This window comes from Saccharothrix coeruleofusca, assembly GCF_017876325.1.
Lineage (GTDB): Bacteria > Actinomycetota > Actinomycetes > Mycobacteriales > Pseudonocardiaceae > Actinosynnema > Actinosynnema coeruleofuscum.
On record NZ_JAGINV010000001.1, the window covers coordinates 2,887,311 to 2,903,382 of the forward strand.

Annotated in this window: 15 protein-coding genes; 8 read left to right on the forward strand and 7 right to left on the reverse strand. The window is 72.7% G+C overall.

What is annotated here, in order from left to right; all coding sequences use genetic code 11:
- Positions 1 to 41: 41 nt before the first annotated feature.
- Positions 42 to 3,197 (reverse strand): family 78 glycoside hydrolase catalytic domain, encoded by a 3,156-nt coding sequence (locus JOF41_RS13330; RefSeq protein ID WP_209619121.1) that lies wholly within the window; start codon positions 3,195 to 3,197, stop codon positions 42 to 44.
- A 139-nt stretch (positions 3,198 to 3,336) separates the two neighbouring features.
- On the opposite strand from JOF41_RS13330, the gene JOF41_RS13335 reads away from it, so the two are divergent.
- Positions 3,337 to 4,815, forward strand: a complete 1,479-nt coding sequence (locus tag JOF41_RS13335; protein ID WP_244989583.1) for a hypothetical protein — start codon at positions 3,337 to 3,339, stop codon at positions 4,813 to 4,815.
- A 32-nt stretch (positions 4,816 to 4,847) separates the two neighbouring features.
- Here JOF41_RS13335 and JOF41_RS13340 read toward each other — a convergent pair whose 3' ends face one another.
- The gene (locus JOF41_RS13340) at positions 4,848 to 5,285 is read right to left on the reverse strand and encodes a YbaB/EbfC family nucleoid-associated protein (RefSeq protein ID WP_189223465.1); all 438 of its coding nucleotides are present in this window, start codon (positions 5,283 to 5,285) and stop codon (positions 4,848 to 4,850) included.
- 134 nt (positions 5,286 to 5,419) lie between these two features.
- Here JOF41_RS13340 and JOF41_RS13345 point away from each other — a divergent pair, with 134 nt between their 5' ends.
- From JOF41_RS13345 to JOF41_RS13360, 4 genes are read left to right on the forward strand one after another with little or no spacing between them, the layout of a single operon-like run.
- A complete protein-coding gene (locus JOF41_RS13345) occupies positions 5,420 to 5,719 on the forward strand; it encodes a type VII secretion target (RefSeq protein WP_189223464.1) in 300 nt (99 codons plus the stop codon).
- Between the two features lie 8 nt (positions 5,720 to 5,727).
- On the forward strand, positions 5,728 to 6,342 hold the full coding sequence (locus JOF41_RS13350; protein WP_209619126.1) for a WXG100 family type VII secretion target: 615 nt from the start codon (positions 5,728 to 5,730) through the stop codon (positions 6,340 to 6,342).
- On the forward strand, positions 6,342 to 6,848 hold the full coding sequence (locus tag JOF41_RS13355) for a NucA/NucB deoxyribonuclease domain-containing protein (protein ID WP_189223462.1): 507 nt from the start codon (positions 6,342 to 6,344) through the stop codon (positions 6,846 to 6,848). Before JOF41_RS13350 ends, JOF41_RS13355 begins: the two co-directional genes overlap by 1 nt.
- 52 nt (positions 6,849 to 6,900) lie before the next feature.
- Positions 6,901 to 7,527 (forward strand): SMI1/KNR4 family protein, encoded by a 627-nt coding sequence (locus tag JOF41_RS13360; RefSeq protein WP_209619129.1) that lies wholly within the window; start codon positions 6,901 to 6,903, stop codon positions 7,525 to 7,527.
- 9 nt (positions 7,528 to 7,536) lie between these two features.
- Here JOF41_RS13360 and JOF41_RS13365 read toward each other — a convergent pair whose 3' ends face one another.
- Both JOF41_RS13365 and JOF41_RS13370 read right to left on the reverse strand, forming a co-directional pair.
- A complete protein-coding gene (locus tag JOF41_RS13365; protein ID WP_307867404.1) occupies positions 7,537 to 8,196 on the reverse strand; it encodes a response regulator in 660 nt (219 codons plus the stop codon).
- Entirely contained in the window at positions 8,184 to 9,479 is a 1,296-nt protein-coding gene (locus JOF41_RS13370) for a sensor histidine kinase (protein WP_209619131.1), read from the reverse strand. Before JOF41_RS13370 ends, JOF41_RS13365 begins: the two co-directional genes overlap by 13 nt.
- 325 nt (positions 9,480 to 9,804) lie before the next feature.
- Between JOF41_RS13370 and JOF41_RS37765 the strand changes: the two genes are divergently transcribed.
- Positions 9,805 to 9,930, forward strand: coding sequence for a hypothetical protein (locus JOF41_RS37765; protein ID WP_268248701.1), 126 nt, complete (start codon positions 9,805 to 9,807; stop codon positions 9,928 to 9,930).
- A gap of 111 nt (positions 9,931 to 10,041) precedes the next feature.
- Here the strand turns inward: JOF41_RS37765 and JOF41_RS13375 are convergent, their stop codons facing one another.
- From JOF41_RS13375 to JOF41_RS13385, 3 genes are all read right to left on the reverse strand, one after another.
- A complete protein-coding gene (locus JOF41_RS13375; RefSeq protein WP_307867405.1) occupies positions 10,042 to 11,715 on the reverse strand; it encodes a TlrC/CarA/OleB/SrmB family ABC-F type ribosomal protection protein in 1,674 nt (557 codons plus the stop codon).
- Positions 11,669 to 12,523, reverse strand: coding sequence for an SDR family NAD(P)-dependent oxidoreductase (locus JOF41_RS13380; RefSeq protein ID WP_209619133.1), 855 nt, complete (start codon positions 12,521 to 12,523; stop codon positions 11,669 to 11,671). The genes JOF41_RS13375 and JOF41_RS13380 overlap by 47 nt, the downstream gene beginning before the upstream one ends.
- Before the next feature lie 90 nt (positions 12,524 to 12,613).
- Positions 12,614 to 13,234 carry a TetR/AcrR family transcriptional regulator gene (locus JOF41_RS13385; protein ID WP_189223458.1) on the reverse strand — a complete coding sequence of 207 codons (621 nt, stop codon included), beginning with the start codon at positions 13,232 to 13,234 and terminating at the stop codon, positions 12,614 to 12,616.
- A gap of 453 nt (positions 13,235 to 13,687) precedes the next feature.
- Between JOF41_RS13385 and JOF41_RS13390 the strand changes: the two genes are divergently transcribed.
- Both JOF41_RS13390 and JOF41_RS13395 read left to right on the forward strand, forming a co-directional pair.
- The gene (locus JOF41_RS13390; RefSeq protein WP_189223457.1) at positions 13,688 to 15,538 is read left to right on the forward strand and encodes a phage tail sheath C-terminal domain-containing protein; all 1,851 of its coding nucleotides are present in this window, start codon (positions 13,688 to 13,690) and stop codon (positions 15,536 to 15,538) included.
- Between the two features lie 8 nt (positions 15,539 to 15,546).
- Entirely contained in the window at positions 15,547 to 16,071 is a 525-nt protein-coding gene (locus JOF41_RS13395; RefSeq protein ID WP_189223456.1) for a phage tail protein, read from the forward strand.
- The last annotated feature ends 1 nt before the right edge of the window (position 16,072 follow it).

Below are 16,072 nucleotides of genomic sequence, written 5' to 3' on the forward strand. Positions count from 1 at the left end.
GGCCCTCGTGCGCACCACGGGTAGTACTTGCAGGCGGGGTGTCAGGGAGAGTGGAAGTTCCAGCGGCCGTGGTCCACTCGGAAGACGAGCCATCCCCGGTCGGTCCGGACCGGGGCCACCGGCGGGTCGGCGGTCGCCGCGGTTCCGGGCACGTGCACCTCGGCCGTCGAGCCCACCGGCACGTCCACGGTCATCCGCAGTCCGCCGTCCACGGCGGACCAGCCCACCTCGATCTCACCCCGCACCGTGGACAGCCGGTAGCGCACCCAGGACACGCCGACACGCGCGTCCGGCCGCACCACGAAGGTGCGGAACCCGTCCTCCCCCGGTCGCAGCCCGGCCACGTTCTCGTACAGCCACTGCACGACGGTGCCCTTGAAGTAGTGGTTGCGCGAGCGGGTCTCCGCGTCCCACATCTCCCACATCGTGTCGGCCCCGCTGTCCAGCCAGTACCCCCAGCTCGGGTACGTCCGCTGGGTGGCCAGCGCGTGCGCCACGTCGGCGTGGCCGTGCTCGGTCAGCACCGGCAGCAGCACGCTGGTGCCCAGGCACCCGGTGTCGAGGTGGTCGCCCGCCGCGCGCACCTCGGCGGCGAGCCGGTCGGCCACCGCGGCGACCGAACCCGCGGGCACCATGCCGAAGGCCAGCGGCACGGCGTTGGAGGTCTGCCGGTAACCGGGGTCCTTGGCGGTGCGGTAGTACCCCGCCGGGTCCAGGAAGGTGGCGTTGAGCGCGTCGCGCAGCCCCCCGGCGGCCTCGCGGTAGCGCGCCGCCACCTCGGGCTGCCCGATCAGCTCCCCCAGCTCGGCGGTGTGCAGCAGAGCGCGGTAGAGGTAGGCGGTCGCGGTGAGCCGGGTGTCCTCCGGCGGGTTGCCGCCGGTTCCCGGCGCCAGGTAGTCGCCCAGCGCGGTGACCGCCAGGCCGTCGCGCAGCCTGCCCAGCTCCCAGTCCAGGTACCGGACCAGCGAGGACCAGTGCTGCCGCACCACGCGGGTGTCGCCGTAGACGCGGTGCATCTCCCGGACCAGGTAGGGGTAGACGGTGGTCCACTCCGGGGCGGGCGCCAGCTCCCGGTAGCCCCAGCCGCCGCTGGGCACGATCACCGGCACCTGCCCGGCGGCGTCCACGCTGTCGGCCAGGTCCCCCAGCCACTTGGTGAAGAACCGCGCGAGGTCGAACTCGTGCGTCATCGACGGCACGCCGACCTGCGCGTCGCCGGTCCAGCCGTTCTTCTCGTAGGTGGGGGTGTCGGTGGGGATGCCGTGCAGGTTGTTCACGACGGTGCGGCGCATGGCGCGGTCCAGCTGCTCGAACATCGCCACGGAGCAGGAGAACCGGCTCGCCTCGCGCACGTCGGAGTGCACCACGCGGCCCGCCAGGCCCGGCGCGGAGGACAAACCGGTCACCTGGACGTAGCGGAACCCCTTGTAGGAGAAGCGGGGTTCCCAGGTCTCCTGACCTCCAGCGCAGATGTACTCGTCGTACTGCACGCGCGAGCCGGAGACGTGCTCGTTGCGCATGTGGACGGTGCCGTCCGGGTTGAGCTTCTCTCCGTGCAGCAGGCCGACCACCGTGCCCTCGGGAGCGGTGACCTCCAGCCGCGTCCAGCCCGCCATCGTGCGCCCCATGTCGGCGACGAACACGCCGGGGCGAGGTTCGGTGACGGCGACCGGCGTCACCGTCTCCACCACGCGGATCGGCTCGTGCTGCTGGGCGCGCAGCACGCCGCGCGGGGCGTCCTGCTCCGCCGCCGGGCGCCATGCCGAGTCGTCGAGCCCCGGTGAGGACCACCCCGGTGTGGCGCGGCGCGCGTCGTAGGTCTCCCCGGTGTAGAGGGAGTTGACCAACGTCGGGCCGTCCGCGACGCGCCAGGTGCCGTCGCTGGCCACCACGGTTCGCGTGCCGTCGGGGTGGTCGACCTCCAGCTGTGCCAGCAGCTTCGGCTCCGCGTGCCACGGTGGGCGCTCCCAGCGCCACACGTTCGGCGACCTCATGCCGTAGAACCCGCGACCCAGCGTCGCGCCGATCGCGTTCGCGCCCTTCCGCAGGTGACCCGTCACGTCGTGCACGGCGTAGAGCACGGTGTCGTCGTAGTCGGTGAAGCCGGGGTCGAGCACGCTGTCGCCGACCCGCCTGCCGTTGATCTCCGCCTCGTAGTAGGCCAGGCCGCTGATGTGCAGCCGCGCGCGGACGACGGGTTTGGTGAGGGTGAACTCCTTGCGCAGCAAGGGAGCCGGTGCCTCACCGAGGGCAACGGAGCTGCCCCAGGGGCCTTGGCCGTAGGGGTGCGATGGGGTCGCCGCGACCCAACCGCTGTCGTCGAACTCCGGCGTCTGCCACCCGGCCTGCTCGGTGGTGGCGACCTTCCAGCCCGGCCCGGTGACCAGCTCGCGCGTGCTGCCGTCGGCGTGCTCCACCAGCAGCCGCACCAGCAGGCCTGCCGGGTTGTCGGGGCTGTCGGCGCCGCGGTTGGTGGCCCGCGCGGCCACCACGACCCGACCGCCGCCGCGCACCAGCCCGGTCACGTCGGCGCGCCTGCCGGTCTTCCACGCGTCGGTCTCCTCCGGCACGTGCAGCACCTGCTGCCCGGCCACGTAGAGGGTGAAGTCGTCGTCCGCTGTGGCCACCAGCCGCGCCCTGGCCACGTCTGCGGGCAGTTCCACCGCGCCGCGGAACCAGCGGGTGGCCACCGGCGCGGTGTCGGTCCAGATCCACCGCGCGGCACCGAAGCCGGGCAGCGAGTCGCCCGCGCCGATCCAGCTCGCCGTCCACGGCCCGCCCAGCAGGGCGGTCTCCCACCAGCTCGACGCGCTCCACGGCGAGGGGGCACCGGAGGCGTCCCGGACGCGGACCCGCCAGTGGTAGCGGGTCCGGGGGCGCAACGCGGGGCCCGCGTACTCGACGCCGACCGACCGGTCCGAGTCGACCCGGCCCGAGGACCACACGTCCGCGCGGCCGGGCGCCGTGCCCACCTCGACCTCGTAGGCGGTCTGCCTCGCCCCGTGGCCGTCCGCGGTGAGCACCCAGGACAGCCGGGGCCGCGCGACATCGGTGCCCAGCAGGGTCTCCGCGTGCTCCACCGAAGTGCGCGCGACGCGCAGCCCGCCCCCGCCCGGCGACGCCGCACCCGGCGGCGACGACGTGGTCGCCAATCCCAAGCCGACTACCGGACCGGTGAGGAACACCCTCCTGCGCATGATCCCCACACTGCTGAGAGTGACGATCCGGTGTCAACGAGTATCGACCGATCTGTCCACCGGACAACCCGACCTCCGGGGCTGGTGGAAGCCCGCTCGTCCGAGGTAACACGGGATGACACCGGATCAAGGAGGACTCTTGGCCGCACACCCCATCGGGCGACGCACGCTGCTGCGCGGCACCGCCGCCGGCGCGCTCGCCGGGCTGATCAGCGCCCCGCCCGCCGTGGCCCAACCCGTCCGCAGTCCTTTCGACCTGCACTTCTCCACCACCCACCGGTTCCGCCCGTTCGACCTGATCGCACCCCGGTTCGTGCAGTACGACAGCGCCACCGCGCCGCCGTCCGCAGCGGACACGCTGGTCAGCACCGGTGTGCGACCCCGAGCCCCGTTCGGCGCGGTGGTGGTCGAGGTGCGGCAGGGGGACACCGCGGTCGCGGGGCTGACCGGCGGACGGACATCCGTGCTCGGCACGTACAACGCGGAGACCGGGATGGTCACCATCGAGGTCGGCGCGGACAGCGGGCGCACCGTGGCGGCCTCGGCGCAGGTGCGGGCGGCGAACGCGGGTCCGTTCGGCTTCGCCGTGGTGTTCAACGAGAACGCGGTGACCGTGCTGGTCGACCACACCGGCACCGGCACCGGGTGGCAACCCGTGGCGACCGAGCGGGACAACGTGCAGGCCCTGGTCGACCTGCGGAACCCGGCCGTCCTGGGCGCGCTGTCCTACACCTACGGCGGGCGCGGCGACGCGCCGGTGCTCCTGGGCCGGGTCCGCGCGGGCTACTTCGGCCAGGTGGGCGTGCGCGACCCGCACCTGGTGCAGCACGCCGACGGTAGGCCGTTCATCCGGGACGGCAAGGTCTTCCTCACCCTGACCAACGCCGGGCTGGGCTTCTTCCAGCAGGCGCACTGGGCGGTGTGGACGGTCGACCTGGCCGACCCGACCCGCGTGGAGCAGGTGGCGACGCTGTTCTTCCAGCGCGACGGCCTGGTGCTCGGCGACCACGCCGGACAGATCGTCTACGACGACCGAACCGGCCGGTTCATCGTGCTGATGAGCTCTTGGGGCGATTTCGCCTTCCGGGGCGTGCACATCCGGCACACCACGACCACCGCGAACGTCCTCTCCGGCGTGCACGTCCTGCCCACCGAGCGACTGCCGCTGCCGACCTCGGTCAGCTCCTGGGACCCGGCGCTGACCCGCGTGGACGGTCGGTGGCGCCTGGCGTTCGTGGAGAGCGAGGCCCAGCAGCCCGCGTTCGTCTTCCACCCGGCGCTGGCCGCCGGACCGCGCGGCGCGGACTACGCGGAGTCGCTGCGGCTGGTCGGCGCGGACACCTCCGTGGACCAGACCGAGGGCACGATCATCCAGCGCGTCGGCCCCGACTGGTACGTCCTGGCCAGCGACGGCGACGCCCGCCAGTACCCGGTCTACGACCTGGCCATGCGCAAGCTGGGCACGCTCGACGCCCCCTACGGCACCAACATCCCGCACCCGACGCTGTTCCCGGTGGGCCGCGAGTGGTGGATGATCACCTTCGACGGCACGCAGTACGCCGAACCCGTCCTCGGCTACGGCGGTCACGGCGACCTGATCGTCATGCGGGCGCGCTGAACCGGACGTGACGGCGGAGGGGGCGCGGTCGATCAGCGCATCGGGTCGTAGCCCTCTTCGCCGTCCTCCTCGTCCTGCTCGTCATCGTCCACTTCGGAGTCCTCCGGCCGGGGGAAGGCGCGGTGGAAGCTCTCCGACACGGCGGCCACGCTCTCCGGGTCGTCGCCGACCTCCTCGCGCATGACCGCCTCGACCTGGTCGGCCAGCCGCGCCTGCGCCCTGCGCATGCACGACATCAGCTCCTCGACCAGTTGCGACGGCCGCACCTGCAGCGCGTCGGAGGCGTGCATGGCGGTGACCAGCCCGCTCTGCCCGACGGTGACCTCCACGCCGCCGTTGAGGCCGCGCTCGGTGATGGCCAGACCCGACAGCCGCCGCTGGAGCGCCTGGTAGCGCTCGACCTTCTCGGCGGCCCTGGCCGACCACTCCTCGATGCGCCGTTCGAGCGCGTCTTCCTCGACCCTGCTCAAGGCTGCCCCCTTCGAAGGAGAGGGTTGGGACGAGCGGAGCAACTGCCCGTCGCTTCCGCCGAAGTCGTGTTCAGAATCCCGCATTCTGCTCTACCGTGACGCTGCGTGCCTAGACATCTGCCAGGAGTGTCCACGTGACGGGGAAATTCGACGTCGTGGCCGAAGAGCTCCGCGGCCACGCGCAGCACTTGCGCGGCGTGTCCGACCTGCTCGCCGACGCGCTGTCGCAGGCGCAGGGCGCGGGGACGCCGCCGGATGCCTTCGGCGTGCTGTTCACCGCCATCCCCGGCGATCTGGCGCCGATGGTCGAGCAGGCGGTGCAGCTGGTCAAGGAAGCCGTGGAGTCCGTGTCGACCACCACCGAGCTGGTGGTCGACACGGTCGCCGAGTACGACACCGTCGAGCGGGGCAACGCCGAGGCGTTCGCGCCCTGAGGAGGGCCGTGACCGACACCGAAGCCGGGTTCCGGCTGGCCGACGAGATCAACCAGGCCACCCGGTCCCTCGAACAGGCCCAGTGGGCTGATCCGGGCATCAGCGTCAAGGACGGGGCGCTGGAGGTGCTCGGCACGATCGTCAACCCGGCGCAGGCGCTGCTGGGCGCCGGGGTGTCGTGGCTGATCGAGCACGTCGAGCCGCTGCGCAAGGCGGTGGACGAGCTGGCGGGCGACCCGGCCGCGATCGCCGCCTACGCCGACACCTGGAAGGGCATCGCCGAGAAGGTCGGCCAGGCGCAGGAGCGGCTGGCCGAGGTGGTCCGGGCGGACACCGCGGGCTGGACCGGCGAGGCCGGTGACGCCTACCGCCGCCAAGCGCGCGAGCAGGAGGGCGGGCTGGCCGCGGTGGCGGCCACCGCCGCCGCCGTGTCCGCCGCGGTGCGCAGCGCGGGCGACGTCATCGGCTCGGTGCGCGACATGGTGCGCGAGCTGATCGTCGAGTGCGTCTCCACGATCCTGTCCCGATTACCGATCTGGCTGGGGCTGGTCGCCTCGACCGCGGGACTCGCGCTGCCCGGCATCATCGCCGACCTGGTCTTCCTGATCATGGAATTCCTCTGATGGGCAGGCGCGGAACGGTGCTGAAGTCCGCGGCCACGTCCGGACGCCAGCTGCGGTCGGCCACCAAGGCCACCTCCGGCACCGCGAACAACGTCACCGGCGTGCTGCGGCGGTCCAAGCGGGTCAGCGCGGGCGGCAAGGTGGTCAAACCGCCGCCGAAGCCCGCCAAGGTGCCGAAGTTCAGCAAGACCATCGTCATCGACAGCAAGAAGTACCCCGAGTCCGCCGCCCACATCAAGGACGCGCAGAAGACGCTGGGCAAGCCGTCGATCCTGACCATCGACCGCACCGGCGCGAAGCAGAACCGGAAGGACTCGCTGCGCGGCGTGCCCACCCAGCCGAAGAAGGACCGCGACGAGTACCCGCCCGCCGTCTTCAAGGAGGGCGGCAGCGGCGCGAGCATCAAGCACATCGCCTCGGGCGACAACCGGGGGTCCGGAGCGGTCATCGGGCAGGCCATCAAGGGGCTGCCCAACGGCGCCGTCATCCAGCTGATAGCCAAGTGAGCCGCTCGCTAGACTCGGCCGCTCCGGCAGGCGGCCACGACGAGGAGAACTGATGCGGACTCCGGTCCAGGACCTGCTCACCAGAGCGCACGGCCCGCTCGGCAGGCCGACGCAGGTGGACTTCGGCGTTCCGGACGGTCCGCTGGCCGAGCTGGCGCGGCTGCTCAGCCACCTCAACGGGTTCACCGCGTTCGGCTCGGCCGTGCAGGTCTACCGGGCGGGCGACGAGGGGCTGGGGCCCGAGCTGCTGTCGTGGAACACCGGCGAGCTGTGGAAGGACACCTTCGGCGGGCTGGCCGACGACTTCTTCTGCTTCGGCCAGGACGTGCTGGGCACCCAGTTCGCCGTGCTGGACGGCCGGGTGGTGCTGTTCGACCCGGAGACCGCCGACGCCGAGGACATCGGCCGGAGCCTGGACGACTGGGCGGCGTGGCTGCTGTCCGACCCGCTGGTCAACGCCACGGCCGGGCTGGTCGTGGAGTGGGAGCGCGAACGCGGCCCGCTCCAGCCCCACGAGCGCCTGGTGCCGCTGAAGTTCCTGGCGCTGGGCGGCGAGGTGGCGCTGGACAACCTGGTGGCCCGCGACGCCGCGCAGGCCATGCGCATCCGCGGGCCGGTCGCGCAGCAGCTGCACGACCTGCCCGACGGCGCGGTGGTCAGCCTCGACGTGGACGAGTGAGCACCCCGCTCACCCCTCCGCCCGCAGGTAGGCCAGCACGGCCAGGACCCGGCGGTTGCTGTCCTGGTCCGGCGGCAGGTCGAGCTTGGCCAGGATGTTGCCGACGTGCTTGCCCACCGCCGTCTCGGTGACCACCAGGTGGGCGGCGATGGCGGCGTTGGAGCGCCCCTCGGCGACCAGCGCGAGCACCTCGCGCTCCCTGGCCGAGAGGCGGGCCAGCGGATCGCGCCGCCTGCTGAGCAGCTGGCGCACCACCTGCGGGTCGACCACCGTGCCACCCGCGACGACCTGCCGCAGCACGCCCGCGAACTCCTCGACGTCGACCACCCGGTCCTTGAGCAGGTAACCGACCCGCTGCCCGTCGCCGGAGTCGAGCAGCTCGGCGGCGTAGCTGCGCTCCACGTACTGGCTCAGCGCCACCACCGCCAGGTCGGGGTCGGCGCGGCGCAGCTCCACAGCCGCGCGCAGCCCCTCGTCCCTGAAGCCCGGCGGCATCCGGATGTCGGTGAGCACCAAGTCCGGGCGGTGCGCGGCCACCGCCTCCACCAGCGCGCCCGCGTCGCCCACCGCGGCGACGACCTCGAAGCCGAACCGCTCCAGCAGGCCCGCCAGGCCCGCCCGCAGCAGCACCCCGTCCTCGGCGAGCACCACCCTCGTCACCGCGCGCACGGCAACTCCGCCCGCACCGCCGTCGGACCGCCGGCCGGACTGGACAGCAGCAGCCTGCCGTCGAGCACGGCCACCCGGTCGGCCAGCCCGGTCAGCCCGGTGCCCGCCGCCGGGTCGGCGCCGCCCACGCCGTCGTCGGCGACCTCCACCACCAACGCGCCGCCGCGCACGCGGGCGGTGACCGAGACGCCGGTGGCTCCGCTGTGCTTGGCGGCGTTGGCCAGCGCTTCCGAGACCACGAAGTACGCGGTGGCCTCCACCGGCGCGGGCAACCGCTCGGGCAGGTCGGCCTCGACGGCCACCGGGATGGCCGAGCGGTCGGCCAGCTCCCCCAGCGCGGCGGCCAGGCCGCGGTCGGTGAGCACGCGGGGGTGGATGCCGCGGACCAGCTCGCGCAACTCGGTCATCAGCTGCTTGGCCTGGTCGTGCGCGGCCACCACGTCGTCGTGGGCGGGCGAGTCCGGCGGCAGGTCCACCCTGGCCAGGCCGAGCCGCAGGGTGAGCCCCACCAACCGCTCCTGCGCGCCGTCGTGCAGGTCGCGCTCGATGCGGCGGCGCTCGGCCTCGAACAGGTCCACGAGCCGGGCGCGGGAACGGGACACCTCGACCAGCTCGGCGCGCAGCGGCTCACCGCCCAGCAGCGCCCGGCCCACCGCCGCGTGCGCGGCGGCCAGCAGCGCCACCGGGTACGGGGCCGCGACCAGCACGAGCGCCGCGCCCACCGCGTAGCCCACGGCCTGCTCCGGCGCGGTCAGCGTGTCGACCCCGATCACGATGGGCTCCCCGCTCAGCACCAGCAGCGGCGAGACGGTGATCACGCCGAGGATGAACAGCAGCCCGCACAGAGCGGTGGACATCAGTGCCCCGGCGCTCGCCAGCAGCACGGTGTACCCGGCTTCCCGCCACGCCGCGGCGTCGGTGTACCGCCGCGGCAGGCCGAGCCGTCGGGAGCCGCCGCCGAGCGGGCGGGTGTCCACCAGCCGCAGCCGCCACCGCTCCACCCCCGCGACAGGTGCCGCCACCACCGGCAGCGCCGCGCCGAGCAGCACTCCCCCGACCAGCACGAGCAGCAGCACCGTCTCCCACGGCACGGGGGCGGGACCGGTCGCCTTGGCCAGCGCGACGGCCCACGGCAGAGCGGGCGGGAACAGCGCGAGCGCCGCCGCACCCGCGACCACCGGCGTGCCGAGCAGGTGCGCCAGCGCGCGCCACGGCCAGGAGCCGAGCAGGAACCGGCGTCGGGTCAGCGCTTCCAGCGCCGTCTTGGGCTTCCCCCTGATCATGGCTCCGACGCTAACCGGCGGCACCCGGCGACGTCCCGCCCTCTCCGCCCACTCCCTCGGGTATGTCCAGCCCTACCCCCGTCCGGAGTTCAGGTGTAGTGACCGGAGGACAGCGCCGGTGGTCTTGTGCTGCCATGCGCGACCGCGGTCTTCTCATCTTCCTCCTGCTGGCGTTCGGACCCGCTTGGGCGGGCATGATCGGCGCCCCTCTGCTCGGCCTGTCCATCGTCAACCCGTTGGTGCAGCTGCCGTTCGCGTTCGCGCCCGCCGTCGCGGCCGTCGCGCTGGCGGCGGCGGGCGGGCCGCTGCGGGCGACTGGGCGCTGGTGGCGGTCCTGCTGGCCGTGCCGGTGCTCACCCCCGTGTACTGGGGCGAGGAGTTCGGCTGGACCGGCTACCTGCGGCAGCGCCTGCTGCCCGCGCCGGGAACAACATGGTGCTGTCGCTGTTGACCGGCCTGCTGCTGCCGGGGGTGGACGCGGCCACAACCACTCTGCTGATGACCCTGCCGGTGGTCGTCCCCAGCGCGTGGATCCTCCTGTCGGGACGGTTGCGGCCGGTCGTCACGCCGCCTCGGACGACTCGACCGCGCCGTCCCGCAGCGCCAGGCGCGAGCCGGTGAAGCGGGACCGCATCCGCCGGTCGTGGGTGACGACCACCAGCGCGCCCCGGTACCCGGCGAGGGCCTGCTCCAACTCCTCCACCAGCGCGGGCGCGAGGTGGTTGGTGGGTTCGTCGAGCAGCAGCAGGTCCACCGGTCCGCTCACCAGGCGGGCCAGTTCGACCCGCCGCCGCTGCCCGTAGGACAGCTCCCCCACGCGCAGGGTCAGGTCCCGCGGGCGGAACAGGCCCAGCGCGAGCAGGGTCTCGGCGTGCTCCTCCGGGTCGCCGCCGCGCGCGAAGGTCTCCAGCACGGTCCGGTCCGGCGGTTCCGGGGTCTCCTCCTGGCGCAGGTGCCCGACCCGCCCGTGGACGCGCACCACGCCCGCGTCCGGGCGCAGCTCCCCGGCGAGCACCCGGACGAGCGTGCTCTTGCCCGCGCCGTTGGGGCCGGTCACGAGCAGCCGTTCGCCCGGTCGCACGCGCAGCGACGGCACGCTGACCCGGCCGTCGACGCGCACGTCCTCCAGCTCGGCCACGGCGGGCGGCAGTTCCGCGGTGGCGAGCCGGGCGGTGAAGACGAGCGGGTCGGTGGGCGGCGCCACCGGGTTCGCGGTCAGCCGCTCGACCCGTTCCTTGGCGTTGCGGATGCGGCTCATCGCGCCGTGCGCGCGCCCGCGCGCCCGGAACCCACCCGCCCCGAAGACCGCCAGCGGGAGCTTGCGCGGGATGCCGCCGAGCCTGTCCGCGTTGCTGTGCGCCAACTTCCGGTTGCGGTCCAGCTCGGCCCGCCACTGCTCGTGCTCCCGCAGCCGCCGCGCGCGTTCGGCGGCCTTGGCGGTGAGGTAGCCCGCGTAGCCGTCGCCGTAGCGGGACACCGCGCCGGAGTCGACCTCCAGCACGGTGGTGGTGAGGCGTTCCAGGAACACCCGGTCGTGGGTCACCGCGACCACGGTGCCGCGGTGCGCCCGCAGGCGCGCCTCCAACCAGCCGACGGCCTCGTCGTCCAGGTCGTTGGTCGGTTCGTCGAGCAGCAGCAGCTCCGGCTGGGCCGCCAGGGTCGCGGCCAGCGCCAGGCGGGAGCGCTCGCCGCCGGACAGGGTGCCCAGCGGCCGCTCGCGGTCCAGGCCGGGCAGCCCCAGCCCGTGCAGCGCCGCGTCGACCCCGGCGTCGGCGCGGTAGCCCTCGCGCGCCTCGTAGCGCTCGACCAGCGCGGCGTAGGCGTCCAGCACGTCGTGCCCGGCCGCCAGGTCGCCCTCGGCCCGGCGCATCCGCGCCTCGATGTCGCGCAGATCCGCCAGCGCCAGGTCGACCACGTCCTGGACGGCGGCCCCCGGCGGCAGCTCCAACGCCTGCGCCAAGTGGCCCACGCCGTTCGGCGCGGCCACGGCCACCTCGCCGTTGTCCGGCCGCTCCACCCCGGCCATCAGCCTGAGCAGGGTGGACTTGCCGGAGCCGTTGTCGCCGATGACGCCGACCTTCTCCCCCGGCTTGACGGCGATGGAGACGCGGTCGAGCACGACGTGCTCGCCGTAGCGCTTGGTGACCCCGTGCAGGGCCAGTTGTGCGGTGTGAACGGGATTCCTCCTCTCAGGAGCCGTAGCCCTCGGGTGCCGGGACGGGGTGTTCGGCGGCACGACTGGTCTCCTCCCATTCCGCCCACGTGGCCATCCGCTGCCGGGTGACGTCGAAGGCGATGTCGTAGGCGGCGCTGCCCAGCAGCAGCCGCAGCGGCGGCCGGTCGCTGTCGACGAGCTTGAGCACGGCTTCGGCGGCCAGGTGCGGCAGGCTGTCCACGGAACCTTCGGCGAACTGCTCCGCCAACCGGGCGCGCAACGGCGCGTAGGCGTCGATGGGCTCGGTGGTGGCCAGCCCCTTGGTGTAGAGGTCGGTCCAGTAGCCGCCGGGTTGGACGATGGTCACCTTCACGCCGAAGTCGGCCACCTCGGCGGCCAGCGCCTCGCTCATCCCCTCCAGCGCGAACTTGCTGGCGCTGTAGAGCCCGGTGGAGGCGAAGCCCGCCAGCGCGCCGATGCTGGAGATCTGCACGATGTGGCCGCGGCCCTGGGCCCGCAGCGTGGGCAGCACGGCCTGACTGACCCACAGCGCGCCGAAGAAGTTGGTGTCGAACTGGGCGCGGGCACCGTCCTCGTCGAACTCCTCGACCATGCCCATGGCCAGGTACCCGGCGTTGTTGACGACGACGTCGAGCCTGCCGAAGTGCCGCACCGCCCGGTCGACGGCGTCGCGCACGGCGGCGCGGTCGGTGATGTCCACGGGCAGGGCGAGCACGCGGTCGCCGTGCTCGGCGGCCAGCGCTTCCAGCGCCGGGGCGGTGCGGGCCACCGCGACCACGCGGTCCCCGGCGGCCAGCGCGGCCTCGGCGAAGGCGCGGCCCAGTCCTCGACTGGCCCCGGTGATGAACCAGACGCGAGCGGTGGTCATGGTGTCTCCCTCCAGAACAAGACGAACCGTCTCGTCTTGTTGAGCACACCGTAGACGACCTCACCCACTAAAACAAGACGCGACGTCTCGTTATCGCGTCAGCCCTCGCAAGACGTGCTCCACGAGCGCTTCGGCGTACTCGTGGGTGACCGGGCCGGTGCGCTGCAACCAGCGCTGTGCCAACGGCGAGACCAGCAGGTCCACCGCGATCTCCAGGTCGGAGTCCTCGCGCAGCTGCCCGGCTTCCCGCGCCGCGCGCAGCCGCTCGACGTAGAGCTGGCGCTGCGGGCGCAGGAGCCGCTCCACCACCTCGACGCCGAGATCCTCGTTCACCGCCCCCTCGGCGGCCAGCGCGCGGAAGGGCAGGTCGTACTTGGGGTCGCCGAGCTCGTCCACGGTCGCCCGCAGGACGAGCTTGAGATCGGCCTCCAGGTCACCGGAATCCGGGATGGCGGACGCGCGGTCGTCGGCGCCCGCCGCCATCGCCGCCTGGTCCCCGAGGTCGAGGAAGGCGTCGAGCAGCACCGCCGCCTTGGACGGCCACCAGCGGTAGATCGTCTGCTTGCCGACCCCCGCCTTGGCGGCGATGCCCTCGATCGTGGTGGCGGCGTAGCCCACCTCGCCGATCAGCGCGAGGGCGGCGTCGAAGATGGCGCGGCGGGAGCGCGCGCTGCGACGACTGCGGTCCGGGGTCTTGCGCGGAGCGGTCATCGCCCCACGGTACCAGCGAACGAGTCGGAACGTCTCGTCTCGTTTCTGCGGACAGGCGCTGCCCACTCGTGCGACCGGAGGGGCGGCCACAGGGGCGGCCGGACGGACGGGAGAGCCCGCACCCCCGTTCGTCCTCTGCGGACACCGGAGCCGGTTCGACACCACGTCGGTTCAGTTGTCGACCAGGGAATTCAACGACTTCCGGGGCCTCGCCGGGACAATCGGTCCTATTGTTCCGGACCGATCGGGTGCCGAAAGGGGGCGTTCTCGATCATCAGCCATCCGGGCTACTTCCTCCGGAAGATCGCCGAATCCCTTGACGCGGACGGCGGAGGGGGCAAGTATCGGTCCCATCCTATGGCGCCGTGAGCGCTGGGGAACGGGGGAGCTAAAGCTGGGTGTCGCTCGCCCATTTCCTCTCACCACTAGCGTGTCGAGGACCGTGGAGAGCACATGCCTGTCACACCGACCTATCCCGGTGTCTACATCGAAGAATTGCCCAGTCGAGTTCGCACGATCACCGCGGTGTCCACTTCGGTGACCGCATTCGTCGGATACACCTCCAGAGGCCCGGTGGACCAAGCGGTCACCATCACCGGATTCGCCGATTTCGAGCGGCAGTTCGGCGGGCTGGCGGCGAAGAGCCCGGTCAGCTACGCGGTGCAGCAGTTCTTCCTCAACGGCGGGTCGATCGCGGTGGTCGTGCGCGTCGCGTCCGGGGCGCGGGCCGCCTCGGTGGAACTGCCCAACAGCTCCTCCGACGTCGACCAGCCCGCGGGCACCGCGCTGGTGATCCGCGCCAAGGAACCCGGCGCCTGGGGCAACGGCCTGCGGGTGTCGGTCGACTACGCCACGCGCACCCCGAACGAGACCTACAACCTGCGCGTCGGCGGCGAGACCTTCAACGACGTCTCCCCCGACCCCGAGCACCCGCGCTACGTCGTGGACGTGGTCAACGCGAGCTCGGACCTGATCACCGCCGAACCGCCCGCGGGCACCGACCCCCGGCTGCGGCCCGACCCGGTCGGCACGGTGTCCGGCGCGTTCGGCGCGGAGCTGCCCGCCATCCCCGACGAGGACCTGGAGGTCAAGCTCCGCGGCGGCACCGAGACCTTCCGGACCCGCGTCCAGGGCGAGCCGGGGAACCTGGTGGCGCTGGGCCTGGCGCTGGAGCAGGCGCTGCGCGCGATCCCCGACCAGCCGGGGACCCGCACCTTCGGCGCCGCGCGGGTGACCCCCATGGGCAACCGGCTGCAGGTGGTGTCCGGCTCCGACGACCCGGCCACGGTGCTGGAGTTCAGCGGCGCGGTCGCCACCGCGCTCAACCTCAACGCCTCCCCCAACGTCACCGCCTACGCGGTCGGCGGCGAGGGCGGCCAGGCCGGCGAGGACGGCGGCCTGCCCGGACCCACCGACATCATCGGCGCGGAGAGCGCGAAGACCGGCCTGCACGCGCTGCGCGACGTCGAGGACGTCAACCTGCTGTGCCTGCCCGAGGTCTGCGGCTACCCCACGATCGACCAGCAGATCCCGGTGCTCGCCGCGGCCGAGCGGCTGTGCGTGGACAAGCGGGCGTTCCTGCTGGTCGACAGCCCGTCCTCGTGGGACACGCTCAACCGCGCCCGCGCCGAACTGCCCAGGCTGGACCCGGTGCGCAGCGACCACGCGGCGCTGTACTTCCCGCACCTGGAGCAGGTCGACCCGCTGACCGGGCGGCTGCGGGCCTTCCCGCCGTGCGGCGCGGTCGCCGGGATCATGGCGCGCACCGACAGCGGGCGCGGGGTGTGGAAGGCGCCCGCGGGCACCGAGGCCCGCCTGGCGGGCACCCGCGCGCTCACCGTGCCGCTCAACGACCCGGAGAACGGCCTGGTCAACCCGCTCGGCGTGAACTGCCTGCGGTCCTTCCCGGTGATCGGGCCGGTGGTCTGGGGGGCGCGCACGCTCGACGGCGCGGACGCGCTGGCGTCGCAGTGGAAGTACGTGCCGGTGCGCAGGCTGGCGCTGATGATCGAGGAGAGCCTGTACCGCGGCACCAAGTGGGTGGTGTTCGAGCCCAACGACGAGCCGCTGTGGGCGCAGATCCGGCTCAACGTCGGCGCGTTCCTCAACTCGCTGTTCGAGCGCGGCGCGTTCCAGGGCGTTTCCTCGCGGGAGGCCTACTTCGTCAAGTGCGACAAGGAGACCACCACGCAGAACGACATCAACAACGGGATCGTGAACATTCTTGTCGGCTTCGCTCCGCTGAAGCCCGCCGAGTTCGTGATCATCCAGATCGAGCAGATGGCCGGGCAGATCGAGGTGTGAGGTTTCGCATGGCCGAGTTCATCGTCAATCCGCAGCGGTTCGACCCGTACAAGAATTTCAAGTTCCTGGTGCTGTGGGACGGCCGCCCGGTGGCGGGCGTGTCGAAGATCAGCCCGCTCAAGCGCACCACCGAAGTGGTGAAGCACCGCAGCGGCGGTGATGCCAGCTCACCGCGAAAATCCGCCGGGCGCACCGAGTTCGAGGCGATCACGCTGGAACGCGGAATAACCCACGACGTGGAATTCGACCGCTGGGCCAACAAGGTCTGGATGGTCGGGCAGGGCCGCGGCGCGGAGTCGTCGCTGCGGGACTTCCGCAAGGACATCGTGATCCAGGTGCTCAACGAGGCGGGCCAGGTCGCCGTGGCCTACAAGGTCTACCGGGCCTGGGTCGCCGAGTACCAGATCGTCGGCGAGCTGGACGCCAACGCCAACGCCGTGGCCATCCAGAGCCTGAAGCTGGAGCACGAGGGCTGGGACCGGGACTACGAGGTCGCCGAGCCGGAAGAGCCGTCCATCCAGTTCCCGGCCTGAC

Excerpts from the sequence above, each read along its gene's own strand:
- JOF41_RS13380 (WP_209619133.1), bottom strand. The coding sequence starts at position 12,523 with ATGACCACCGCTCGCGTCTGGTTCATCACCGGGGCCAGTCGAGGACTG.
- JOF41_RS13330 (WP_209619121.1), bottom strand. The coding sequence starts at position 3,197 with ATGCGCAGGAGGGTGTTCCTCACCGGTCCGGTAGTCGGCTTGGGATTG.
- JOF41_RS13370 (WP_209619131.1), bottom strand. The coding sequence starts at position 9,479 with ATGATCAGGGGGAAGCCCAAGACGGCGCTGGAAGCGCTGACCCGACGC.
- JOF41_RS13355 (WP_189223462.1), top strand. The coding sequence starts at position 6,342 with ATGGGCAGGCGCGGAACGGTGCTGAAGTCCGCGGCCACGTCCGGACGC.
- JOF41_RS13395 (WP_189223456.1), top strand. The coding sequence starts at position 15,547 with ATGGCCGAGTTCATCGTCAATCCGCAGCGGTTCGACCCGTACAAGAAT.
- JOF41_RS13385 (WP_189223458.1), bottom strand. The coding sequence starts at position 13,234 with ATGACCGCTCCGCGCAAGACCCCGGACCGCAGTCGTCGCAGCGCGCGC.
- JOF41_RS13360 (WP_209619129.1), top strand. The coding sequence starts at position 6,901 with ATGCGGACTCCGGTCCAGGACCTGCTCACCAGAGCGCACGGCCCGCTC.
- JOF41_RS13390 (WP_189223457.1), top strand. The coding sequence starts at position 13,688 with ATGCCTGTCACACCGACCTATCCCGGTGTCTACATCGAAGAATTGCCC.